Consider the following 21,687-nt stretch of genomic DNA (forward strand, 5'->3'; position numbering starts at 1 on the left):
GAGTACCCGGATGATTGTAGGAAAAGACCTACCATCCTGTTGGGATTTTTTTGTTATAGCGAACAGGATTTTCTGCGAGTTCGGCACGTTCACCCTGGATGAGGCCCTACAAAGCGGTGGTTTTTATCCTGGCCACTTTAGGCGACACTGTGCACACGCCAACCCTGGAGCCCGATATGACCGCTAGCGCCGAAAAGTTCACTCGCCAGACACTGCTTGACGTTCAGCCACTGACGCCGAACCTCTTCAGCCTGCGGGTTACGCGCGATGCGGGGTTCCGCTTCCGTTCCGGCCAATTCGCCCGGCTAGGTGTGACCAAGGCCGATGGGAGTGTGGTGTGGCGCGCCTATTCCATGGTCAGCGCCCCCCATGACGAGCACCTGGATTTCTTTTCCATCGTGGTGCCAGGTGGTGAGTTCACCAGTGAGCTGAGCCGTTTGGGTGCAGGCGATACGTTGCTGATCGACCGACAGGCGTTCGGTTTCCTCACCCTCGACCGCTTCGTCGGTGGTCGTGACCTGTGGCTGCTGGCTACCGGTACCGGCATTGCGCCATTCATGTCAATCCTCCAGGACTTCGAGGCCTGGGAGCGCTTCGACAGCATCAAGCTGGTGTATTCAGTGCGCGAAGCGAAGGAGCTGGCCTATGTGGATGAAATTGCCGGGCTGGAACAGCGCGATTATCTGGCCGAGTACGCGGGCAAGTTGCAGTTCATTCCCGTGGTGACCCGTGAACAACACCCTGGGGCGTTGAATCAGCGCATTACCACGTTGATCGAGAATGGCGAGCTTGAGAAGGAGGCAGGGCTTGAGCTGTCGCCGGAGCATTCGCGGGTGATGCTGTGCGGTAACCCGGAAATGATCGACGAAACCCGCAAGGTCCTCAAGGCGCGCGACCTGCAATTGAGCCTGAGCAAGCGGCCGGGGCAGGTGGCAGTCGAGAACTACTGGTAAGTCCATTGCGGCCGTTGCGGGCCTGTAGGCGCGGGTTCACCCGCGAAGAGGCCGGCCCTGCTGGCCAATCTCCACCCGCCGTTCACCGTTGCCGCCGCTACCGTATTCGCGGGTAAACCCGCTCCTACACCGGATTGGTGGTGGACACACATCGGAGGTTTAACACAGGCCGCCGTGTAGGAGCGGGTTTACCCGCGAAGAGGCCGGCCCTGCTGGCCAATCTCCACCCGCCGTTCACCGTTGCCGCCGCCACCGTATTCGCGGGTAAACCCGCTCCTACGCAGATTGGTGGTGGACACACATCGGAGGTTTAACACAGGCCGCCGTGTAGGAGCGGGTTTACCCGCGAACACTGGCGAAGCCGGTGCCATCCACCGCACTGGATTCTTCGCCAGCATGCCCGCTCCTACAGCACCCCCGGCAATTTCAAGGCAAGCGGTTCTGGTTCTGCGTCTTGAGCAAATCGCGAATCTCGGTCAGCAGCGTCTCTTCAGCCGAAGGCACAGGCGGCGTAGTCGGCGCCACGGCTTCTTCACGTTTGAGCTTGTTGATCGCCTTCACGCCCATGAAAATGGCAAAGGCCACGATCACGAAGTCGATCACGGTCTGGATGAACTTGCCATACGCCAGCACCACCGCTGGTACGTCACCTTCGGCAGCCTTCAAAGTAATGGCCAGGTCGCTGAAGTCCACACCACCGATCAGCAGGCCCAGTGGCGGCATAATCACGTCGCCGACGAAGGACGAGACGATCTTGCCGAAGGCCGCGCCGATGATGATACCGACCGCCATGTCGACGACATTGCCTTTGACTGCGAAAGCCTTGAACTCGTTGAGCACGCCCATGTTTGGTTCCTTGTAACAAAAGGTGAGGTTAACGCAGTGTAAGCCACTTAAACGCTTCATGCGTTGTGTTCAGGGCTACAGACTGCAGTTAGAACGAATAGTTTTGTCGCATCTCGAAGCGTTCGAGACACGTCCTGCTCAGTTATCATGGCGAATTTTTCCAGGAGACCCCACCCATGGCCAAGGCCAAGCGCTTGTATGGCTGCACCGAATGCGGCGCGACCTTCCCCAAATGGGCCGGCCAGTGCGGCGAATGCGGGGCCTGGAACACCCTGGTCGAAACCATGATCGAAAGCGGCGGCGCTGCTGCACCCAGTAGCGGCCGCGCTGGCTGGACAGGACAGCAAGCGCAGATCAAGACCCTGGCCGAAGTCAGTGTCGAGGAAATCCCGCGTTTCACGACCAGCAGCACCGAACTGGACCGCGTGCTGGGTGGCGGCCTGGTGGATGGCTCGGTGGTGCTGATTGGCGGTGACCCCGGCATCGGCAAGTCGACCATTTTGCTACAGACCTTGTGCAACATCGCCGTGGGCATGCCGGCACTGTATGTCACGGGGGAGGAGTCGCAGCAGCAGGTGGCCATGCGCTCGCGGCGGCTGGGCCTACCTCAGGACCAGCTCAAGGTGATGACCGAAACCTGCATCGAGACGATCATTGCCACGGCGCGGGTCGAGAAGCCGCGGGTAATGGTGATCGACTCGATCCAGACCATTTTCACCGAGCAGTTGCAATCGGCCCCGGGCGGCGTGGCCCAGGTGCGCGAAAGCACAGCGTTGCTGGTGCGCTATGCCAAGCAAAGCGGTACGGCAATCTTTCTGGTCGGCCACGTGACCAAGGAAGGCTCGCTGGCTGGCCCAAGGGTGCTGGAGCACATGGTCGACACGGTGCTGTATTTCGAAGGTGAGTCCGATGGCCGGCTGCGCTTGCTGCGGGCGGTCAAGAACCGCTTTGGCGCGGTCAACGAGCTGGGCGTGTTCGGCATGACCGATCGTGGCCTCAAGGAGGTATCCAACCCGTCGGCGATCTTCCTCAACCGTACTCAGGAAGAGGTGCCGGGTAGCGTGGTGATGGCAACCTGGGAGGGTACCCGGCCAATGCTGGTCGAGGTGCAGGCGCTGGTCGACGATAGCCATCTGGCCAACCCGCGGCGGGTAACCTTGGGCCTGGACCAGAACCGCCTGGCCATGTTGTTGGCGGTGCTCCACCGCCATGGCGGTATCCCGACCCATGACCAGGATGTGTTTCTCAACGTGGTCGGCGGGGTGAAGGTGCTGGAAACGGCTTCGGACCTGGCGCTGCTGGCGGCGGTGATGTCCAGCTTGCGTAACCGGCCACTGGCCCATGGTTTGCTGGTGTTTGGCGAGATCGGCTTGTCGGGCGAGGTACGGCCGGTGCCCAGTGGCCAGGAACGCCTGAAGGAAGCGGCCAAGCACGGTTTCAAGCGTGCCATCGTACCCAAGGGCAATGCGCCGAAAGAAGCGCCTGCGGGGTTGCAGGTGATTGCCGTTACCCGCCTGGAACAGGCGCTGGATGCATTGTTCGAATAGTGTGCAGGAGCGAGCAAGCTCGCTCCTGCAATCAGTCAGTGCTCGGCAACGACCGTGCGCCTGACCGTTTCATTGCCATGCTCGTCCAGTTCCAGCATCGGCACTTCGTTACCTTCGGCATCGAACAGCTTGCCATCTTTGAAGTAGTCCCCATCACGCAGCGCGGAAATGTCCGAATACTGGATGGTGCGCTCATAGGCTGCAGCGAACACTGACTGGTTTTCTGAGTTGCCGGTGGTGAAATGGTTGAATATCAGGTTCAGCAGGATGGCCATGATCGCCGCCGAGCTGATGCCGGAGTGGAAGATGGTCTCGAACCAGTTCGGGAAGTGGTGGTAGAAGGTCGGCGCGGCAATCGGGATCATGCCGAAGCCCAGCGAGGCCGCGACGATGATCAGGTTGACGTTGTTCTTGTAGCTGACCTTGGACAGGGTGCGGATACCGCTGGCCGCCACGGTGCCGAACAGCACGATACCGGCGCCGCCCAGTACCGGGGTAGGCACGGCGGCAATCACCCGGCCCATGACTGGCAGCAGGCCGAGTACCACCAGAATCACGCCGCCGGTAGCCACCACGTAGCGGCTCTTGACCCCGGTCACGGCCACCAGGCCAACGTTCTGGGCGAACGCGCTCTGGGTGAACGAACCGAAAATCGGCGCCAGGATGCTCGATGCCATGTCGGCGCGCAGGCCGTTGCCCAGGCGCTTGGAGTCCACCTTGGTGTCGATGATCTCACCCACGGCGAGGATATCGGCCGACGTTTCCACCAGGGTGACCATGATCACGATACACATCGACAGGATCGCGGCGATGTGAAACTCCGGCATGCCAAAGTGGAAAGGCGTGGGGAAGGCGAACATCGGGCCTTCGCTGACCTTGCTGAAATCGGTCATGCCCAATGCCCAGGCGATCAGCGTGCCGACCACCATGGCCAGCAGGATCGACAGGCGTGAGATGGTGGCGCTGCCAAGCTTGCTCAGCAGCAGCACGATGGCGAAGGTCAGCCCGGCCAGGCCGATGTTGGCCACGCTGCCGAACTCCGGCGAGGCGCTGTTGCCACCCATTACCCAGCGTGCGGCAACCGGCATCAGGGTCAGGCCGATGGTGGTGATCACGATACCGGTCACCAGCGGCGGGAAGAACTTGGTGATGCGCGAGAACACCGGTGTGATCAGAAAGCCGATCAGCGACGCAGCCATGACCGCGCCGAGCACCCCTGGCAGGCCACCACCCCCCTCGCTGCTCAGGATCGCACCCATGGTCGCCACACCGGCGAACGACACGCCTTGGACGAGTGGCAACTGGCAACCGAAGAACGGCAGGCCAAGGGTCTGCAGCAGGGTGGCAAGGCCACCGGCGAACAGCGAGGCGGCGATCAGCATGCCGATTTCGGCACCATTCAGGCCCGCGGCCTGCCCCAGGATCAGGGGTACTGCGACGATCCCACCATACATGGTCAGCACATGCTGCAGACCATAGGCCAGGTTGGCACCAAGACCGAGGTTTTCATCCTCGGGTCGCTTGGCGGGAGACGTGCTAGGGGACGTAGTCATGGAGCAGGCTCTCTGTTTATTGTTGTGCCGCTACTGTAGACACTTCCTACAAATGATTGCCACAAGAATTGTATACAATATTTTGATTGGAGCGCGAACAGATCCGGCTGCAGGGTGTGTTAAAACCCAATGCAGAAGGCGTACCAACTTGGCAGAAGCTGTATTAGAAGGGTGTGTACAAAGCAACGCTACCCAGGCTTAAAGCTGTCTGGGTAGACAAGAAACACCAGGCGGGAAGGCTATTAGCTAGCTAAGAGATTTTATTATTCGATGAGTTCGCGCAGCTCACGCATCATTTCGGTGCTGTCAGCCACGTTCAATTCCACAAGACGGTGCAAATGGCTCATCGAGTCGAGGTCGATGTACAGGCAGATGAAGCCCAGGCGGTCGGGTTCTTCGTGGCGCAGTTCGACCTGCATCTGCACACGGACATCCTCGTCCAGGTCGATGATGGCGTCGAAGTCCTGGGTCAGGTCGGCATCCCAGCCTGCGGGGCGTTCGATCAGCAAGCCTTTGAGTGAAAGGTCCAGCAGTTTTGCAGGCCAGCGTTTCAGCCCCTGGCGCAGCTCGATGGGGGCATCGAAGTCGATGCGTTGAAAGCGGCGGCGTTCGTCATGATCGCTCATGGCTTGGATCCTCGAATAGGTCATCAGGTGTCATCCTGACTATAGTTAGAGTTGCATGTGCATCAGGTACTGCAATCAGGCCGCAGAGGCTCTAGAACAAAGCAAGTGTGGCAATGCCGCTTGACTGGCCCTAGACTCGGTGGGCGGTCTTTCCAATCCACCAGCTGGAAGCTAACCATGAACAACAATAATAGCCTGCTACGCCATATTCCGTGGCTGGCGCTGGCAGTCATAGGTGCCTGCGCACTGGGTGTGGTTGCCCTGCGGCGCGGCGAGGCGATCAACGCCTTGTGGATCGTGGTCGCGGCAGTGGCCATCTACCTGGTCGCCTATCGTTACTACAGCCTGTTCATCGCCACCAAGGTGATGCAACTCGACCCGCGCCGTGCCACCCCGGCGGTGCTCAACAATGATGGCCTGGACTACGTCCCGACCAACAAACACATTCTTTTCGGTCACCACTTCGCCGCCATCGCCGGCGCTGGCCCACTGGTGGGTCCGGTGCTCGCCGCGCAAATGGGTTACCTGCCCGGCACGCTGTGGCTGATTGCCGGCGTGGTGCTGGCCGGTGCGGTGCAGGACTTCATGGTCCTGTTCCTGTCTACCCGCCGCAATGGGCGCTCGCTGGGCGACATGGTGCGCGAGGAAATGGGCAGAATCCCGGGCACCATCGCCCTGTTTGGCTGCTTCCTGATCATGATCATCATCCTCGCGGTGCTGGCACTGATCGTGGTCAAGGCCCTGGCCGAAAGCCCATGGGGCATGTTCACGGTGATGGCGACCATCCCGATCGCGATGTTCATGGGCATCTACATGCGCTACATCCGTCCGGGCCGTATTGGCGAAATCTCGGTCGTTGGCGTGGTACTGCTGCTGGCCTCGATCTGGCTGGGGGGCGTGATCGCTGCGGACCCGGTGTGGGGCCCGGCGTTCACGTTCACCGGCGTGCAGATCACCTGGATGCTGGTGGGCTACGGTTTTGTCGCCGCCGTGCTGCCAGTGTGGCTGGTGCTGGCGCCGCGTGACTACCTGTCGACCTTCCTCAAGATCGGCACGATCCTTGGCCTGGCCATCGGTATCCTGATCATCGCTCCCGAGCTGAAAATGCCGGCGCTGACCCAGTTCACCGACGGTACGGGCCCGGTGTGGAAGGGTACCCTGTTCCCGTTCCTGTTCATCACCATTGCCTGTGGTGCGGTGTCCGGCTTCCACGCGCTGATTTCCTCGGGGACCACCCCCAAGCTGCTGGATAACGAAACCAACGCCCGCTATATCGGCTACGGCGGCATGCTGATGGAATCGTTCGTCGCCATCATGGCCATGGTTGCGGCCTCGGTGATCGAACCGGGCGTGTACTTCGCCATGAACAGCCCGGCTGCAGTGGTCGGTACCGATGTCGCGTCGGTGGCGCAGACCGTCAGCAGTTGGGGCTTCCTGATTACACCCGAGCAGCTCGAAGCCGTTGCCCGTGACATCGGCGAGCACACCATTCTGGCCCGTGCCGGCGGTGCGCCAACCCTGGCGGTCGGTATCGCGCAGATCCTGCACCAGGTGTTGCCAGGTGAGAACACCATGGCCTTCTGGTACCACTTCGCAATCTTGTTCGAGGCGCTGTTCATCCTCACTGCGGTAGACGCTGGTACCCGTGCCGGGCGCTTCATGTTGCAGGACCTGCTGGGCAGCTTCGTGCCTGCACTCAAACGCACTGAATCGTGGGGGGCCAACCTGCTTGCCACTGCTGGCTGCGTGGCACTCTGGGGCTATCTGCTGTACCAGGGCGTCATCGACCCGCTGGGTGGCATCAACACCCTGTGGCCGCTGTTTGGTATCTCCAACCAGATGCTGGCCGGTATCGCCTTGATGCTCGGTACTGTGGTGCTGATCAAGATGAAGCGTCAGCGCTACATCTGGGTCACCCTGCTGCCGGCCGTATGGCTGCTGATCTGCACCACGGCTGCAGGCCTGATCAAGCTGTTCGACCCCAACCCGGCTGTCGGCTTCCTGGCCCTGGCCAAGAAGTACAGCACTGCGCTGGACGCCGGCCAGGTACTGGCCCCGGCCAAGGACATTGGGCAGATGCAGCACGTGATCTTCAACGCCTACACCAACGCGGGCCTGACGATCTTGTTCCTGCTGGTGGTCTTCAGCATTCTGTTCTTCGCCATCAAGGTCGGCTACGCCGCCTTGGGCCGCAAAGAACGCAGCGACAAGGAAACCCCGTTCCAGGCGTTGCCTGACGCGTAATCGAGAGGACTGCAATCATGTTCAACGACTTGGGTCGACTGGGCAAATACCTGGGGCAGGCAGCCCGCCTGATGGTCGGCATGCCCGACTACGACAACTATGTCGAACACATGCAGAAAACGCATCCGGACAAGCCGGTGATGAGCTACGAGGCGTTCTTCCGCGAACGCCAGGAAGCACGCTACGGTGGCAAGTCCGGGCCCAAGTGCTGTTGAGCCTGCGGTACGTGTAAACCTGTGGGAGCCTGGGTAACCGGCTCCCACAGTCATTTTCAGATTCAGGAGTATTTTGCGTGCAGACGCCCATTCCCGTAACCGTCCTCACGGGCTTCCTCGGTGCCGGCAAGACCACCTTGCTCAGGCACATGCTCAAGGTCGAGCATGGCCTGAAGCTCGCCGTGATCGAAAATGAATTCAGCGAGGCCGGCATCGACAGCCAACTGCTGGGTGACCAGCCGGTGCAAGTCATGACCTTGGCCAACGGTTGTGTATGCTGCAGCATCCATGGCGACCTGACTCGCGCGCTTTACCTGCTGCTTGAACGCCTGGATGCAGGGGAAATCGCCTTCGATCGCCTGGTGATCGAATGCACCGGCCTGGCCGACCCGGCGCCGGTAGCGCAAACGTTCTTCATCGACGAGGAGCTGCGTGAGCGCTACATCCTCGACGGCATCATCACCCTTGTCGATGCCGCGCATGCCGAACTGCACCTGACCCAGACCATCGCTCAGGCCCAGGTCGGCTTTGCCGATCGTCTGCTGCTGAGCAAGACCGACCTGGTCGAGCCAACTGCGGTTGAAGCCCTGCGCCAACGCCTGGCCCGCATCAATAGCAGGGCGGCGATCCGTGTGGTCGAACACGGCTGCATCGACCTGGCTGAACTACTGGATGTGCGCGGTTTCAACCTCAACCCCGACCTTGGGGTGAACCTGAAACCGATGTTGCAACCCGTGCTCAAGCCTGCCACCCCGGACCGTATCTCCACGATGGTACTGCGTACCGAAACCCCGCTGGATATCGACCGCCTCAGCAGCTTCATGAACGAGCTGCTGGAAACCCACGGCAAACAGCTGCTGCGCTACAAGGGCGTGCTGAACATTGCCGGCGAGGAACGCAAGCTGGTGTTTCAGGGCGTGCTCAAGCTGTATGGCTTCGACTGGGACGCCGAGTGGGCCGCAGGCGAAGCGCGCGAGAGCGTGATGGTGTTCATTGCCGACGAACTGCCCGAAGCTACGATTCGGGCTGGCTTCGAGGCAATGGCTGAGGGCTGAGCCGCTGCGGCGCCTGCCCCGCGAACCACTGCGGCCATGAGCTGCGGTGGCGGGTTTCGACCTCGATGCACGGGATCAGGCGTTCGGTCAGCACAGCAGTTTGCCGCACGGCTTTGGCGGTGCGGTACTTGACGCTGTGGATGCACTCGCGGTCGCCGAACTCGCAGCGGTTCAGGGCGGTTCCGCCGCAAGGGCCATTGGCCAGGCCTTTAGGGCAAGTTTCCGGGCAGATATACAAGGTGTCTTCCAGGCGGCAACGGCCGCAGGTGTCGCAACCCACCAGCGGGCGCTTCACACTGCGCTCCAGCGTGTGCAGCACGTGTGCGCCAGCGCGTGTTGCCCACATAGGCTGGCGCACTGCCCAGCCGAAGGCCTTGCTCAGGCTGTTGCGCCGGCTGAACAGCAGTGAATGCATGCCATGCATCAGGTGATAGCGGGCTTTTTCCTTGAATGAGGCATCGACCCGTGACTCGCCCAGGCGCCAGCCCGCCTGTGGCGGATGGAAGGTTACCGCTGGCAGGCCGGGCATCTGCCAGCTGGCGTGCCAGGCCGGTGTCCATTGCTCCAGGGACTGAACCTGGGATTGCCAGTGCTCGATACGGGTCTCAAGGGCCAGCAACTGTTCGAGTGTGTGAACCCCTGACAGGTGCACACCGGCGTAACCCATCAGCTTTGTACCGATGATCTGCAAGGCCAGGCGGTCAACACTGCGCGCCTGGGCAAAGGCCTTGGACTGCGCCGTTTCCGCTTCGAGCATGTCGCGCATGGAGGGCGTGACAGTCACGCCGGCCACGTGGTCGAGCATCGCCGCGCGCCCGTGGGTGAGGCTCATAAGGCAGGCCAGCATGGGCTTGGGTGAGGCCTGACGGCGCATCCAGTGTATGGCTTCCTGATGCTTGGCGGCATCGAAGCCCAGCTGCAAGGTGAGGAAGTCAGCCCCCGCCGCCAGCTTTTTCTCAGCCTTGAAGTACTGGGCGCCGCCTTCTTCCTCGTGGTACTTGAACGGGTTCAGCGCCGCGCCCAGCAGCCAGTGCGGGCAGGCCTGGCGAGCAATCTGCAGGGCGGCGACCGATTCCAGATAACGCACTGGGCGCTGGCCAGGTTCATGGCCGGGCAGGCGGTCGCCAGTCAGCAGTAACAGCTGGTCGAGGCCGGCGGCGTCCATGCGCTGCAGTTGGGCGAGCAGGTGGTGGCGTTCGCGATCCTTGCCTGAAAAATGCGGCAGGGCAGGCACCGGGTTGCTGAACGAGGCGAGGGCGTCCAGCGGTGACATGTCCAGCGGGCTGCCGACACGATCACCGATGGCCACGGTCATCGGCCAGCCGCACAGGTGCGCACGGGCCATGATCGCTTCCATGGCGGCAAAGCGTTCTGCGGAAGGCTTGGGGACGAACTCCATGACACAGACGAAGTTCTGTTCGCGCAGGGCGGTTTTCAGCAGGCTCATGTTGGCCGGGCACCTGGTGTGGTCAGGGTGGCATTGTGCGGCAGAAGGCGAGCCGGGTCATGTCCGGATGCGCAGGATGGTGATCTGAATGAGACATGGGGGCGCGAAGACCATGACAGCATGATCATGAAGATTTCTTGGGTTCATCTCAAATTTAATGAGTTTGTCTCAATACCCCGTCAGCCGGAGAATCCCCCTTATTCATTCAAGCATGCTGAAGGGACAAGACATGGCACTGGCACATAACCTGGGCTTTCCACACATCGGCCGTGACCGCGAGCTGCGTGCCCGCCACTGGCAGGTGCAGAAAGACGCCGGCATCGAGCTGGTGCCGGTCGGCGACTTCGCCTGGGACAGCCACGTGCTTAGCGCAGGCGATCAGCCGTTGGTTCTGAACTGGGAACCACTGTTCGAAGAAGTGGAGCACGCCAAGGCCCTGGGCCTTGCAGTCAAGCCGGTGGTGATCGGCCCCTTGACCTACCTGTGGCAGGGCCAGACCCTGGGCGGTGACTTCGACAAGCTGGAGCTGCTTGACCGCCTGCTGCCCGTGTATGACCAGCTCCTCAACCGCCTGGCCGACCATGGCGTTGAATGGGTGCAGATCGATGAACCCATCCTCGCCCAGGACCTGCCCCAGGATTGGAAAAATGCCTATGAACGTGTCTACAACATCCTTCAGCGCGCACCGTTGAAGAAGCTGATCGCCACGTACTTCGGTGGCCTGGAAGGCAACCTCGGCCTGGCCGCCAACCTGCCGGTTGATGGCCTGCACGTCGATCTGGTCCAGGCCCCCGAGCAGTACCAGAGCATTCTCGACCGCCTGCCGGCCTACAAGGTACTGTCGCTGGGCCTGGTCGATGGTCGCAACGCCTCGCCTTGTGATCTGGGCAAGACCCTGGGGCTGCTGCACGAGGCCCATGAACGCCTGGGTGAGCGGCTGTGGTTGGCGCCGGCCTGTTCGTTGCTGGAAAGCCCAGTGGACCTGGCCGTGCAGAAGTGCCAGGAAGTGGCGGTGCTGGCCGCTTCGCTGGAGCAGGCCCGAGCCGCGGCTTGATCAGATGCTGCCTGTGCCGGCCTCTTCGCGGGTAAACCCGCTCCTACAACGGCCTGCGCCCGATCACCGATGTGTGTTCGTCACCGATCAGTGTAGGAGCGGGTTTACCCGCGAATACGATGGTGGCTGCGACATAGAACAGCGGGTGGAAATTGGCCAGCAGGCCCGGCCTTTTCGCGGGTAAACCCGCTCCTACGACGGCCTGCGCCCGATCACCGATGTGTGTCCGTCACCGATCAGTGTAGGAGCGGGTTTACCCGCGAATACGATGGCGGCTGCAACGGTGAACGGCTGGTGGAAACTGGCCAGCAGGCCCGGCCCTTTCGCGGGTAAACCCGCTCCTACAACGGCCTGCGCCCGATCACCGATGTGTGTTCGTCACCGATCAGTGTAGGAGCGGTTTTACCCGCGAATACGATGGTGGCTGCGACATAGAACAGCGGGTGGAAATTGGCCAGCAGGCCCGGCCTTTTCGCGGGTAAACCCGCTCCTACGACGGCCTGCGCCCGATCACCGATGTGTGTCCGTCACCGATCAGTGTAGGCGCGGGTTTCCCCGCGAAGAGGCCGGGCCTGCTTGAATCAATCAGCGTTCGATGGCCAGCGCCACCCCTTGCCCACCACCAATGCACAAGGTCGCCAGGCCTTTTTTGGCATCCCGTTTGATCATCTCGTGCAGCAGGGTCACCAGCACCCTGCACCCGGAAGCACCAATCGGGTGGCCCAGGGCAATCGCCCCTCCATTGACGTTAACCCGCGCGGCATCCCATGCCAGCGCATTGCCCACGGCCAGCGCCTGGGCGGCAAAGGCCTCGTTGGCTTCGATCAGGTCCAGTTCGGCCAGTTGCCAACCGGCCTTGTCCAGGCAACGCTGGGTCGCCGAAACCGGACCAATACCCATGATCGCGGGGTCTACCCCGGCACTGGCATAGGCCGCGATCTTCGCCAGCACCGGCAGGCCCAACGCCTTGGCCTTCGCTGCGCTCATCAAAAGCACGGCGGCGGCGCCGTCGTTCAGGCTGGAGGCATTGCCTGCGGTGACGCTGCCGTCCTTCTTGAAGGCCGGGCGCAGTTTGGCCAGGGACTCGGCGGTGGTGTCCGGGCGTGGTTGCTCGTCACGGGCAAAAACCTTGGGCTCGCCCTTTTTCTGCGGCAGCACGATGGGGGTGATTTCAGCGTCGAAACGGCCAGCCTCGATCGCTGCCACTGCCTTGCGCTGCGATTCGGCAGCGAAGGCATCCTGCTGCTCACGGCTGAGGCCATACTTGTCCACCAGGTTTTCGGCAGTGATGCCCATGTGGTAGTCATTGAAGGCATCCCACAGGCCGTCCGTGATCATGCTGTCGATCAGTTGGCCATGGCCCATGCGTTGGCCGGTGCGGGCCGAGGGCATCACGTAGGGGGCAAGGCTCATGTTCTCCTGGCCACCGGCAATCACCACCTCGGCATCGCCGCAGCGGATCGCCTGGGCGGCCAGGTGCAGGGCCTTGAGGCCCGAGCCGCAGACCTTGTTCAGGGTCAGGGCCGGTACGCTGAAGGGCAGGCCAGCCTTGATAGCTGCCTGGCGTGCCGGGTTCTGACCGGCACCGGCAGTGAGCACTTGGCCGAGGATGACTTCGTCGACCTGTGCCGGGTCCAGCCCGGTTTGTTTGAGCAGATGCTTGATCACGGCGGCGCCGAGGTCGACCGCAGGCACAGTGGCCAAGGCGCCCTGGAAGCTGCCGATGGCGGTGCGGGTTGCGGCGACGATCACCACGTCGTTCATGTTGTTGTTCTCCGTGCAATGGGCGTAGTGCCGCCAGCATCGGCGGGTTTGGCTTATTTGTTAAGTTTGTTTTTCTTTCGGATTGATGTGAAAAGCAAATCAATGGGTGCCCGGCGTTCTAACCCGCCAATCTGGGTTTCAAGCAGCCATGACCCTCCTGCACAGAAGAACTCTGGTTTTGCATCCCTCTGATCACCCCGTAATATGTGTCGGATAACCTGCGGGGGTAGTCTCACCCTCTGATCAATCGGAATCGCCCCAAGCGGCGCTTTCCTGGCATAAACCTGACGAGGTACAGACATTGGCCATCATTCATCCTAAGGTTCGCGGTTTCATCTGCACCACGACTCATCCGAAGGGCTGCGAGCTCAACGTCCGTGACCAGATCGAAGCCACCCGCAAGCTGGGCGTACGCGAGGATGGCCCGAAGAAGGTCCTGGTCATCGGTGCTTCCAGCGGCTACGGCCTGGCTGCCCGCATCACGGCGGCCTTCGGCTTCAAGGCCGACACCCTGGGCGTGTTCTTCGAAAAACCAGGCACCGAGACCAAGGCCGGCACTGCTGGCTGGTACAACGCTGCCGCCTTCGACAAGTTCGCCAAGGCCGAGGGCCTGTACAGCAAGTCGATCAATGGTGACGCCTTCTCTGACGAAGCCCGCGCCAAGGTCATCGAGCTGATCAAGAACGAAATGGGTGGCAAGGTCGACCTGGTCATCTACTCGCTGGCTTCGCCCGTGCGCAAGCTGCCGCAGACCGGTGAAGTCATTCGCTCGGCACTCAAGCCGATCGGCCAGCCATACAAGTCGACCGCCATCGACACCAACAAGGACACCATCATCGAGGCCAGCATCGAGCCGGCCACCGAGCAGGAAATTGCCGACACCGTCACCGTCATGGGTGGCCAGGACTGGCAGCTGTGGATCGATGCGCTGGCTGGCGCCAATGTACTTGCCGAAGGCGCTCGCACCGTGGCCTTCAGCTATATCGGCAGCGATATCACCTGGCCGATCTACTGGCACGGTGCACTGGGCCAGGCCAAGCAGGACCTGGACGAAACTGCCCTGCGTCTGAACCAGAAGCTGGCCGGTGAAGTGAAAGGCGGCGCCAATGTGGCGGTGCTCAAGTCTGTGGTTACCCAAGCCAGCTCGGCCATCCCGGTGATGCCACTGTACCTGTCGATGGTCTTCAAGATCATGCAGGAGAAAGGTGTTCACGAAGGCACCCAGGACCAGCTCGACCGCATGTACCGCGACCGTATGTACCGCACCGACGGTGCGCCGGCAGAGGTCGACGAGAAGGGGCGCCTGCGCCTGGACGACTGGGAACTGCGTGACGACGTGCAAAACGCCTGCAAGGCCCTGTGGCCACAGGTGACCACCGAGAACCTGTTCGAGCTGACTGACTACGCCGGTTACAAGAAGCAGTTCCTCAACCTGTTCGGCTTCGAGCGCGCTGACGTCAACTACGACGAAGACGTGGCCACCGATGTGAAGTTCGACTGCGTCGAGCTGTAATCGGGTAAGCCTGTACCGGCCTCTTCGCGGGCAAGCCCGCTCCCACAGGTTCTCCCCCTGTAGGAGCGGGTTCACCCGCGAAGAGGCCAGTACAAGCTACAAAATCTTTGCTAGTTTTGGCGCACAACAACAGGAAATGCGCCATGAGTAGCCTCATCCAACCCGCTACCCCATTTCGCCACCCCGCGGCCGACGGATACAGCCTCGGCGGCTTCTGCTGGCGCCACGCCCAACCTGACCCCCAGCGCCCGCTGGTGATCATCAACGCTGCCACGTCGGTACGCTGCCGCTATTACGCCCGCTTTGCCGACTACCTGTTCGCCCACGGCTGCGATGTGCTGACCTACGACTACCGTGGCATCGGCGAATCCCGGCCGGCGTCGCTGCGTGGTTTCCAGGCCTCCTGGAGCGACTGGGGCCGGCTGGATTTTGAAGCCATGCTGGCGCATGCGGCAGCGCATTTCCCAGATCAGCCGGTGGACGTGGTGGGGCACAGTTTCGGCGGTTGTGCAGTAGGCCTGGCACCGTCGGCTGGCCAGATCCGTCGGGTCGTGATGGTTGGCGCGCAGTTCGCCTACTGGCGCGACTACGCGGCCAACCAGCGCTGGCAGCTGTTCGGCAAGTGGCATGTGGTCATGCCGCTGTTGACCCGGGTATTCGGCTACTTTCCCGGCAAGCGCCTGGGTTGGCTGGAAGACACGCCATCCGGCGTGGTGCACGACTGGACCACGCGTACCCCACGTTATGAGCACCGCCCCAGCGGGCGGGCGTTGGCGGCGCTACCGTTCGCCCAGGTGCGTGCGACGACGCTGGCCATCAGTCTGACTGACGACCCTTTCGGGACCGTGGCGGCGACCGAGCGTTTGTTGGGTTATCTACAGGGTGCCGAGCGAAAGCACCTGCGCATTGCACCTGTGGATATCTCGGCCGAGGAAATTGGCCATTTCGCGTTTTTCCATGACCGGTTTCGCGAAAGCCTGTGGCCGGTGGCCTTGCAGTGGTTGCGGCAGGGGAGGCTGGAAGGCGGGGGGCCTGGCACCATCATGGATTGAGGGTGGGCGCGGGATCGTGGGGCCGCAAAGCGGCCCCGGCTATCTCAAGCCTTGCGCGCAAGCGGCTGCGCAGCAAACTTCACGCCCGCCAGTCCGTGTTCGATCAGTGCACGGATGTTGCCATGGTCGCTGCCCTCAGGCGTGGCCACCACATCACGGTAGTGCTCGCCGAAGGCCAGCAGCGCTTCCTGGTCGCTCAGCCCTTCAAGCAAGGCCAGGCCCAGGGTTTTGCACGAACCTTCGTTCTGCCCTGCTGCATTCTCTACGCCGCCGTTGTTGAAGGCCTGCGGCTGGTAGCTGTAGTTGTCGGCAATGAACGCCAAGGTATCGGCAAATACATGTTGGCCGCTGGCCAGGCTTGCGCGCAGGGTATTCAGGTCTGTCACGAGGTTTTTCCTTTTTCGAACGCCGCTTGTTGTTCGGCGCTGGCTTCTTTCTGGTATTGGGCTTTCCACTCGGCGTAGGGCATGCCGTACACCGCTTCGCGGGCATCATCCAGGCTCAGGTCCAGCTGACGCTCATCAGCGGCGGCCTTGTACCACTTGGACAGGCAGTTGCGGCAGAAACCGGACAGGTTCATCAGGTCGATGTTCTGTACGTCGGTGCGCTTTTGCAGGTGTTCGACCAGGCGCCGGAACGCGGCGGCCTCGAGCTCGAGCTGTTGTTGTGGGGTCATGGTCTTCTCTCAAGTCATGCGGTTCTTCAGGTGGCGGCCACCGTTGATGACCACCTGGCTGCCGGTGCTGTACTGGCTGGCGAGCAGGTACTTGACGGTCTCGATCAGCGGGCCGGCGCCGGGTTCGAACTCCAGCAGGGCCTTTTTCAGGGTTTGCTGGCGGTAGGCGTCGTCACCCCCTTCCTTGAGGATCAGCAGCCCGGGCAGGATACCGTTCACACGCACCTTGGGCGCATATTTTTCGGCGAATGACAGCACCATGTTCTGCAGCGCGGCCTTGGTGGCGGCGTAGCCGATGTGGCTTTTACTGCCGCGCGAGGAGGTTTCGTCGCAGATGTGGATGATGTCGGCCTTTTCCACCTTGGCCAGCAGGTCGCCCAGGGCCAGGTTGAGGTGGTAGGGCGCTTCGACGTGCAGGCGGAACATGGTCTCGAGGTTGTCGAGGCCGTCGTCGAGCCATAGCGAGGCGTTGTGGATGATGGCGCGCAGTCCGTCGTAACGATCGTGCAGGTGATCGATCAGCGCCTGGCGGTCGCCCGCCTGGCACAGGTCGGCCTGAAACTGCACGATGTTGGGGTGGGCTGCCTGCGGCTGGATGCTGCGGCTGGCACTGACCACCGTATGGCCGGCCTGTGCCAGTTCGAGGGCCAGTGCCAGCCCGACACGCTGGCTGGCTCCGGTAACGAGAATGGGGCTGTTCATGTTCGGGGTGGTCAACTTGTCTGTCCTTTGATTGCCACCCAGCATACCCGAACTGTTTACCTGTTGTATGGCCTGGCCTCAGCGGCTGCGCAAGGCGCCAGCAGCGGGCGGGGAGGCCTGTAGCCAACTGGCCAGCAGGCGGGTGGACAGCGGGATGAACAGGTACACCATCACCGGCGTCAGGGCCAGGGTGCTGAGCAGTACCCGGGGCACGAGGTCGAGTGCCGTCAACCAGTGGCCGAACACCAGGTTGAAGGCCAGCGAGACTGGGAAAAACGCCAGCCAGATGGCCACGGCCTGCTTCCAGCGTGGCGGTTTTTGCACCCTGTTGGTGCCGAACCAGTCGTCGATACCGCTAACGCGCGCCTCTTTGGGGCGCTCGAACAGACCGTTGCCGCGTTGTAACCATGCGCGACGCGAGGCGGAGTGCTCCCAGGCATGCAGGGTCGGCTCGTCGCTGAAGCGGAAGATGATCTGAAATTCGTCGCCATCCCGGGGCGGGGCGAGGATGCCCGAGCCGAGGTAGCCAGGGAAGTCGGTGGCCAGCTGTTCGCCTTCATGCAGCCAGGCCAGCAGGTCCTGGTAGCGGCCATGGGCGGCGCGACGCGACACCATGAGGGTGACGGGTGGGGTAGACATTGTGTATCTCCTGGCAACGGGGCTGGCGGGTAGCTGGCCCCTTTGGCTGTGTGGCCCGGGGTGGTGGGCGACGCAGTCATGCATGCAAGAATCGGGCACGCATTATCGCGCAGTTGCGATCTTCGGCAACTATCAGCTGGCAAACGTTGGCATCAACAGACCGACGCAGTCGTAGTAAGCTATGTGCTCAGTTTTTTCGCACTGAGGGTACTTCGTGCAGATGAACGAACAGGGACGTAAACCGGTGATCGATGCGAGTTTCGAGCAGCAGGAGCTGTTTCCGATTCGTGAAGTGTCACGCTTGACCGGTGTCAACGCCGTGACCCTTCGCGCCTGGGAGCGCCGTTATGGGCTGATCCAGCCCATCCGTACCGACAGTGGTCACCGCCTGTATTCCCAGGCTGATATCGATGAAATCCGCCGTATCCTCGGCTGGCTGGAGCGTGGCGTGGCGGTCAGCAAGGTGGGCAGCATTCTCGCTCGCGGCCATGCCCTCTCCGGGCAGGCTGGCGGCGCGGTGGACCCCTGCTCGCGCTGGCAAAACCAGATTCGCCTGGCGGTACAGCACTTCGACGTGGCGGGCCTGGATCGCCTTTATGACGAGGTGTTCGCGGCCAGCACCCTGGACCAGGTTTTCGCCAATGTGTTCATGCCGGTGTGGCATGACATGGTAGTCCGGCAAGGCGGTTATGGGCAGGCCAGCGAATGGCTGTTCTATGATCAGTTCCTGCGCGGTCGGGTTTTCGCCCGCTTGCAGCTGGCCCGTGTGCCGAGTAGCCGCACCGTGCTGGTGGCGCCATTGCCGGGGCAGTGCCATGAGCTTGAGTTACTGGTAACCAGTCTGATCCTGGGTAGCGATGAAATACGCGTGATCCCGCTGGCGAACGGGCAGCCGCTGCAAGAGCTTGCGCTGGTCTGCGAACGGCTGAAGCCGGACGCCTTGGTGCTGTTTTCCCATCCGTCGCCCACAGTAGAACTCACCCGGCACCTCAAGCGCCTGGCGTCGATGCTGGAATGCCCGTTGTTACTGGCCGGTGAGGCGGCGGAAGCGGTACAGGACAGCCTGGCTGGCAGCCCTGTAGCCTGCCTGGGCGCGCAGGGCAGTGTGATGCGCCAGCGCTTGCGGCAGTTTCTGGCCCGTCAGCTCGATACTTGAGTGTGCAGCTCGGGGTGGGCGTGGCGGTGGGCCTGGAGGATGTAGTCGCGCAGGCGTTCGATTTCTTCGGCTGGGCTTGGGCCGAGGTCGTAGGCAGCCAGGTCCGTGCCGATGCGCCGGCCCAACACACCATGCAGTTCGATCGGGGTGATGCCGCCCGGGGCGAAGCGCAGCTCGAAGCGGGCGGGTGCCGTTGGCAAATCACGGACTTCCAGCAGCACGCCTTTGAAGGAAATCTCGCGCACCCACAGGCCGCTTGCCTTGTCATGGGCGTCGAGCAGAACGCTCGGCTGGTCCAGCGACAAGCGCCATGGGCGCAGCATGGGGCCGTCTTCGTAGATTTCCGGTGAACCCAGCTGCAGGTGCAGGGCGTGGAACTCGTCCTCTACCAGCTGCAGCGGGAAACTGATCTGCTGGTTGTTGAACTGGGCCTGCAAGGTCACCTGCTCGTTAGCCACCAACCGCGTAAGCAAGCTTTGAATGCGGCGGTCGCCATTGACCAGCAGGCTCGACATGGTGTCAGCCAGGTTCAGTTGTGGCGAATGCTGCATGTTCTGTATGAAATCCAGCTCGTCCTGGGTCAGGAGCGCGTCTGCTTGCATGATCGAACTCGGTGGTGGCGATTTCTTCAACGGAATTGACCGTGCGTGGCGGACTTGGTTCAGGCGCGTTCGTCGGGTTTCGGACGAGCGCGCAGTTCCGCCAGCTCCCGTTCCAGTTCGACCTGGCGGCTGACGTCCTTCTGGATGCCGATGAAGTAGGTGCGCTGGTCGAAGTCGCTCTTTACCGGCGTGATCGACAGCTCGTTCCAGAAGGCGCTGCCATCCTTGCGATAGTTGCGCAGTACTTCGCGGCATGGGCGGCCCTCGGCCATGGCCTTGCGGATGCGTGCGCGGCCAAGCTGGTCACGGTCGTCAGCCTGCAGGAACCGGCAGTCCTGATAGAGAATCTCGTCACGGCTGTAGCCAGTGAGGCATTCGAAAGCGGCGTTCACGTAGATCAGGATAGTGTCGTCGCCTTCCTTTTCGGCAACCACGATGCCGTCATTGGACGCATCGACCATCGATTGCAGCAATTGCGCGTTGATCATGTCCGGGCCATAGGTGAAGGAAAACGGAAGATGGCGACTTTGGTAACGGCGGCCTTTTGCCAGCGTTGAATGCTAGTATCCTACGTTTTCACTCAGTTTCGGAATCCTCTACCCGATGAAAGTCGCCATTATTTCCGGCTCGGTCTATGGCACCGCCGAAGAAGTCGCCCGTCACGCTGAATCGCTACTCAAGGCGGCGGGTTTCGAGGCCTGGCATGCTGCGCGTGCCACCCTTCAGGATCTTCAGGGTTTTGCCCCCGACGCCTTGTTGGCCGTGACCTCGACCACCGGTATGGGTGAGTTGCCGGACAACCTCATGCCGCTGTACAGCACACTTCGTGACACACTGCCCGCGGCCTGGCGCGGCCTGCCTGGTGCGGTGATCGCGCTGGGCGACTCCAGTTATGGCGATACCTATTGCGGGGGTGGCGAGCAGATGCGTGAGCTGTTCGCCGAACTGGGCGTGCGCGAAGTGCAGCCAATGCTGCGCCTGGATGCGAGCGAGACGGTGACCCCGGAGGCGGATGCCGAGCCTTGGCTGGCTGAGTTGGCGAGCGCACTGAACGCCTGACCCGGCACCTGCGCAGGCGTGTTAGCCATGGGGGGCGCGCAACAAGGCCAACCACGCCTGCGCCGCCCGTGACAGGTAGGCACCGCGTCGCCAGATAAACGCGATATCCCAACGCAAATCCTCCTGCGCATTCAACGGCACACGCACCACCCCGGGGCGCTCCAGCGCTTTTGCCACCACCCGGGGCAGCATCACCACGCCCTGGCCCGCCGCCACCAGCGCCGCCAAAAAATCCGCCTGGCCGCTGCGCCCGCCTTCCTTGGGGGTGAAGCCCTGCTGCTGGCACGCCTTCAGCAGCCGGTCGTTGAGCACGAAACTGCGCTGGTACAGCAGGAACGGTGTATCGGCCAGTTGCCTCAGGCCCACGGCGTCCAGGCCCGCCAGGGCATGGCCAGCCGGCAGCAAGGCATCCAGCGGTTCGTTGCAGAAGGGCTGGTAGTCGAATGCCTCGTCGGTGGGCGTCAAGCAGCCGCCCAGTTCCAGTTCGCCACTTCTGACGGCCTGTTCGACGTTGCGGCTGCCGCCTTCAAGCAGCTGGATGGCGATGTTCGGATGGCGCCGCCGGTACTCGGCGAACAAGCCGGCGAACAACGTGTCGCTGCCAAGCATCGGCAAGCCCAGGCGTAGTTCGCCACGCTCCATCTGGCTGAGGTCGTCCAGCTCGTTGAGCAGCGCCTGGCGCTGGCGCAGCAGGGCTTCGCCACGCTCCAGCACGATGCGCCCGGCAGCGGTCAGGTGCAGGTGCGACGCCTGGCGCTCCAGCAGCGGCTGGCCCACATCTTGCTCAAGCTGGGCCACCTGCTTGCTCACGGCCGACTGGCTGATGTGCAGGGTCTGTGCCGCCTGGGTAAAACCGCCGCGGTGGACCACTTCGATAAAGCTGCGCAGTTGTTTGAATTCCATTGCTTCGATTCCATTCTGGAATGGCAGGCAGTCTAACAATTCGCTTCTGGCCTAGGCAGCCAAATCTTAAAATGAGGGCCT

General features: G+C 62.0%; 22 protein-coding genes. 10 read left to right on the forward strand and 12 right to left on the reverse strand.

Going from position 1 to position 21,687, the window contains the following annotated elements; translation table 11 throughout:
- Positions 1-176: 176 nt before the first annotated feature.
- Positions 177-953, forward strand: coding sequence for a ferredoxin--NADP reductase (locus ACK59Z_RS10435; protein WP_108191302.1), 777 nt, complete (start codon positions 177-179; stop codon positions 951-953).
- A 426-nt stretch (positions 954-1,379) separates the two neighbouring features.
- Here the strand turns inward: ACK59Z_RS10435 and mscL are convergent, their stop codons facing one another.
- A complete protein-coding gene (gene mscL, locus ACK59Z_RS10440; RefSeq protein ID WP_003251622.1) occupies positions 1,380-1,799 on the reverse strand; it encodes a large-conductance mechanosensitive channel protein MscL in 420 nt (139 codons plus the stop codon).
- A gap of 176 nt (positions 1,800-1,975) precedes the next feature.
- Between mscL and radA the strand changes: the two genes are divergently transcribed.
- Positions 1,976-3,346, forward strand: a complete 1,371-nt coding sequence (gene radA / locus ACK59Z_RS10445; RefSeq protein ID WP_003251626.1) for a DNA repair protein RadA — start codon at positions 1,976-1,978, stop codon at positions 3,344-3,346.
- 35 nt (positions 3,347-3,381) lie between these two features.
- On the opposite strand, the gene ACK59Z_RS10450 is transcribed toward radA, so the two are convergent.
- Both ACK59Z_RS10450 and ACK59Z_RS10455 read right to left on the reverse strand, forming a co-directional pair.
- The gene (locus tag ACK59Z_RS10450; RefSeq protein WP_108191300.1) at positions 3,382-4,899 is read right to left on the reverse strand and encodes a nucleobase:cation symporter-2 family protein; all 1,518 of its coding nucleotides are present in this window, start codon (positions 4,897-4,899) and stop codon (positions 3,382-3,384) included.
- 263 nt (positions 4,900-5,162) lie between these two features.
- Positions 5,163-5,525, reverse strand: coding sequence for a PilZ domain-containing protein (locus tag ACK59Z_RS10455; RefSeq protein WP_108191317.1), 363 nt, complete (start codon positions 5,523-5,525; stop codon positions 5,163-5,165).
- A gap of 177 nt (positions 5,526-5,702) precedes the next feature.
- Between ACK59Z_RS10455 and ACK59Z_RS10460 the strand changes: the two genes are divergently transcribed.
- The 3 genes from ACK59Z_RS10460 (at position 5,703) to yjiA (ending at position 9,039) form a co-directional block, all read left to right on the forward strand.
- Complete coding sequence (locus tag ACK59Z_RS10460; RefSeq protein ID WP_004577217.1) at positions 5,703-7,769, forward strand: carbon starvation CstA family protein; 2,067 nt, start codon at positions 5,703-5,705, stop codon at positions 7,767-7,769.
- Between the two features lie 17 nt (positions 7,770-7,786).
- The gene (locus ACK59Z_RS10465) at positions 7,787-7,984 is read left to right on the forward strand and encodes a YbdD/YjiX family protein (protein ID WP_003251633.1); all 198 of its coding nucleotides are present in this window, start codon (positions 7,787-7,789) and stop codon (positions 7,982-7,984) included.
- Positions 7,985-8,061: 77 nt separating this feature from the next.
- A complete protein-coding gene (gene yjiA / locus ACK59Z_RS10470; RefSeq protein ID WP_108191299.1) occupies positions 8,062-9,039 on the forward strand; it encodes a GTPase in 978 nt (325 codons plus the stop codon).
- Here yjiA and ACK59Z_RS10475 read toward each other — a convergent pair.
- Positions 8,999-10,486, reverse strand: coding sequence for a methylenetetrahydrofolate reductase C-terminal domain-containing protein (locus ACK59Z_RS10475; protein WP_108191298.1), 1,488 nt, complete (start codon positions 10,484-10,486; stop codon positions 8,999-9,001). The two genes, yjiA and ACK59Z_RS10475, sit on opposite strands and share 41 nt — an antisense overlap.
- Before the next feature lie 229 nt (positions 10,487-10,715).
- Between ACK59Z_RS10475 and ACK59Z_RS10480 the strand changes: the two genes are divergently transcribed.
- The gene (locus ACK59Z_RS10480) at positions 10,716-11,540 is read left to right on the forward strand and encodes a 5-methyltetrahydropteroyltriglutamate--homocysteine methyltransferase (protein WP_108191297.1); all 825 of its coding nucleotides are present in this window, start codon (positions 10,716-10,718) and stop codon (positions 11,538-11,540) included.
- Between the two features lie 585 nt (positions 11,541-12,125).
- Here ACK59Z_RS10480 and ACK59Z_RS10485 read toward each other — a convergent pair.
- Positions 12,126-13,304: an acetyl-CoA C-acetyltransferase gene (locus tag ACK59Z_RS10485; RefSeq protein ID WP_409292962.1), complete on the reverse strand. Its 1,179-nt coding sequence runs from the start codon at positions 13,302-13,304 to the stop codon at positions 12,126-12,128.
- Between the two features lie 301 nt (positions 13,305-13,605).
- Between ACK59Z_RS10485 and fabV the strand changes: the two genes are divergently transcribed.
- On the forward strand, positions 13,606-14,817 hold the full coding sequence (gene fabV, locus ACK59Z_RS10490) for an enoyl-ACP reductase FabV (RefSeq protein ID WP_003251642.1): 1,212 nt from the start codon (positions 13,606-13,608) through the stop codon (positions 14,815-14,817).
- A 143-nt stretch (positions 14,818-14,960) separates the two neighbouring features.
- Positions 14,961-15,869: an alpha/beta fold hydrolase gene (locus ACK59Z_RS10495; RefSeq protein ID WP_087535449.1), complete on the forward strand. Its 909-nt coding sequence runs from the start codon at positions 14,961-14,963 to the stop codon at positions 15,867-15,869.
- A 44-nt stretch (positions 15,870-15,913) separates the two neighbouring features.
- Here the strand turns inward: ACK59Z_RS10495 and ACK59Z_RS10500 are convergent, their stop codons facing one another.
- From ACK59Z_RS10500 to ACK59Z_RS10515, 4 genes are read right to left on the reverse strand one after another with little or no spacing between them, the layout of a single operon-like run.
- The gene (locus ACK59Z_RS10500; RefSeq protein ID WP_409292964.1) at positions 15,914-16,255 is read right to left on the reverse strand and encodes a HopJ type III effector protein; all 342 of its coding nucleotides are present in this window, start codon (positions 16,253-16,255) and stop codon (positions 15,914-15,916) included.
- Positions 16,252-16,545 (reverse strand): DUF1244 domain-containing protein, encoded by a 294-nt coding sequence (locus ACK59Z_RS10505; protein ID WP_003251648.1) that lies wholly within the window; start codon positions 16,543-16,545, stop codon positions 16,252-16,254. Before ACK59Z_RS10505 ends, ACK59Z_RS10500 begins: the two co-directional genes overlap by 4 nt.
- Positions 16,546-16,554: 9 nt before the next feature.
- Positions 16,555-17,292: a dihydromonapterin reductase gene (gene folM / locus ACK59Z_RS10510; protein WP_010955293.1), complete on the reverse strand. Its 738-nt coding sequence runs from the start codon at positions 17,290-17,292 to the stop codon at positions 16,555-16,557.
- Between the two features lie 33 nt (positions 17,293-17,325).
- Positions 17,326-17,886, reverse strand: coding sequence for a hypothetical protein (locus ACK59Z_RS10515; protein WP_003251651.1), 561 nt, complete (start codon positions 17,884-17,886; stop codon positions 17,326-17,328).
- A gap of 220 nt (positions 17,887-18,106) precedes the next feature.
- Between ACK59Z_RS10515 and ACK59Z_RS10520 the strand changes: the two genes are divergently transcribed.
- The gene (locus ACK59Z_RS10520) at positions 18,107-19,042 is read left to right on the forward strand and encodes a MerR family transcriptional regulator (protein WP_108191316.1); all 936 of its coding nucleotides are present in this window, start codon (positions 18,107-18,109) and stop codon (positions 19,040-19,042) included.
- On the opposite strand, the gene ACK59Z_RS10525 is transcribed toward ACK59Z_RS10520, so the two are convergent.
- Both ACK59Z_RS10525 and ACK59Z_RS10530 read right to left on the reverse strand, forming a co-directional pair.
- Complete coding sequence (locus ACK59Z_RS10525; protein ID WP_108191293.1) at positions 19,027-19,644, reverse strand: hypothetical protein; 618 nt, start codon at positions 19,642-19,644, stop codon at positions 19,027-19,029. The two genes, ACK59Z_RS10520 and ACK59Z_RS10525, sit on opposite strands and share 16 nt — an antisense overlap.
- Positions 19,645-19,703: 59 nt before the next feature.
- Positions 19,704-20,132, reverse strand: coding sequence for a PAS sensor domain-containing protein (locus tag ACK59Z_RS10530; RefSeq protein WP_003251655.1), 429 nt, complete (start codon positions 20,130-20,132; stop codon positions 19,704-19,706).
- A 115-nt stretch (positions 20,133-20,247) separates the two neighbouring features.
- On the opposite strand from ACK59Z_RS10530, the gene ACK59Z_RS10535 reads away from it, so the two are divergent.
- On the forward strand, positions 20,248-20,703 hold the full coding sequence (locus tag ACK59Z_RS10535) for a flavodoxin (RefSeq protein ID WP_003251656.1): 456 nt from the start codon (positions 20,248-20,250) through the stop codon (positions 20,701-20,703).
- A 21-nt stretch (positions 20,704-20,724) separates the two neighbouring features.
- Here ACK59Z_RS10535 and ACK59Z_RS10540 read toward each other — a convergent pair whose 3' ends face one another.
- The gene (locus ACK59Z_RS10540) at positions 20,725-21,606 is read right to left on the reverse strand and encodes a LysR family transcriptional regulator (RefSeq protein WP_409292967.1); all 882 of its coding nucleotides are present in this window, start codon (positions 21,604-21,606) and stop codon (positions 20,725-20,727) included.
- Positions 21,607-21,687 lie beyond the last annotated feature (81 nt).

It is taken from the genome of Pseudomonas sp. KCJK9058, from assembly GCF_046230975.1.
In the GTDB taxonomy this organism is placed as follows: domain Bacteria; phylum Pseudomonadota; class Gammaproteobacteria; order Pseudomonadales; family Pseudomonadaceae; genus Aquipseudomonas; species Aquipseudomonas alloputida.

What these genes read in the sequence shown, in the direction of transcription:
- ACK59Z_RS10435 (WP_108191302.1), top strand. Translation starts at nt 177, where the DNA reads ATGACCGCTAGCGCCGAAAAGTTCACTCGCCAGACACTGCTTGACGTT.
- mscL (WP_003251622.1), bottom strand. Translation starts at nt 1,799, where the DNA reads ATGGGCGTGCTCAACGAGTTCAAGGCTTTCGCAGTCAAAGGCAATGTC.
- radA (WP_003251626.1), top strand. Translation starts at nt 1,976, where the DNA reads ATGGCCAAGGCCAAGCGCTTGTATGGCTGCACCGAATGCGGCGCGACC.
- ACK59Z_RS10450 (WP_108191300.1), bottom strand. Translation starts at nt 4,899, where the DNA reads ATGACTACGTCCCCTAGCACGTCTCCCGCCAAGCGACCCGAGGATGAA.
- ACK59Z_RS10455 (WP_108191317.1), bottom strand. Translation starts at nt 5,525, where the DNA reads ATGAGCGATCATGACGAACGCCGCCGCTTTCAACGCATCGACTTCGAT.
- ACK59Z_RS10460 (WP_004577217.1), top strand. Translation starts at nt 5,703, where the DNA reads ATGAACAACAATAATAGCCTGCTACGCCATATTCCGTGGCTGGCGCTG.
- ACK59Z_RS10465 (WP_003251633.1), top strand. Translation starts at nt 7,787, where the DNA reads ATGTTCAACGACTTGGGTCGACTGGGCAAATACCTGGGGCAGGCAGCC.
- ACK59Z_RS10475 (WP_108191298.1), bottom strand. Translation starts at nt 10,486, where the DNA reads ATGAGCCTGCTGAAAACCGCCCTGCGCGAACAGAACTTCGTCTGTGTC.
- ACK59Z_RS10480 (WP_108191297.1), top strand. Translation starts at nt 10,716, where the DNA reads ATGGCACTGGCACATAACCTGGGCTTTCCACACATCGGCCGTGACCGC.
- ACK59Z_RS10485 (WP_409292962.1), bottom strand. Translation starts at nt 13,304, where the DNA reads ATGAACGACGTGGTGATCGTCGCCGCAACCCGCACCGCCATCGGCAGC.
- ACK59Z_RS10495 (WP_087535449.1), top strand. Translation starts at nt 14,961, where the DNA reads ATGAGTAGCCTCATCCAACCCGCTACCCCATTTCGCCACCCCGCGGCC.
- ACK59Z_RS10505 (WP_003251648.1), bottom strand. Translation starts at nt 16,545, where the DNA reads ATGACCCCACAACAACAGCTCGAGCTCGAGGCCGCCGCGTTCCGGCGC.
- folM (WP_010955293.1), bottom strand. Translation starts at nt 17,292, where the DNA reads ATGCTGGGTGGCAATCAAAGGACAGACAAGTTGACCACCCCGAACATG.
- ACK59Z_RS10515 (WP_003251651.1), bottom strand. Translation starts at nt 17,886, where the DNA reads ATGTCTACCCCACCCGTCACCCTCATGGTGTCGCGTCGCGCCGCCCAT.
- ACK59Z_RS10520 (WP_108191316.1), top strand. Translation starts at nt 18,107, where the DNA reads ATGAACGAACAGGGACGTAAACCGGTGATCGATGCGAGTTTCGAGCAG.
- ACK59Z_RS10525 (WP_108191293.1), bottom strand. Translation starts at nt 19,644, where the DNA reads ATGCAAGCAGACGCGCTCCTGACCCAGGACGAGCTGGATTTCATACAG.
- ACK59Z_RS10530 (WP_003251655.1), bottom strand. Translation starts at nt 20,132, where the DNA reads ATGATCAACGCGCAATTGCTGCAATCGATGGTCGATGCGTCCAATGAC.
- ACK59Z_RS10535 (WP_003251656.1), top strand. Translation starts at nt 20,248, where the DNA reads ATGAAAGTCGCCATTATTTCCGGCTCGGTCTATGGCACCGCCGAAGAA.
- ACK59Z_RS10540 (WP_409292967.1), bottom strand. Translation starts at nt 21,606, where the DNA reads ATGGAATTCAAACAACTGCGCAGCTTTATCGAAGTGGTCCACCGCGGC.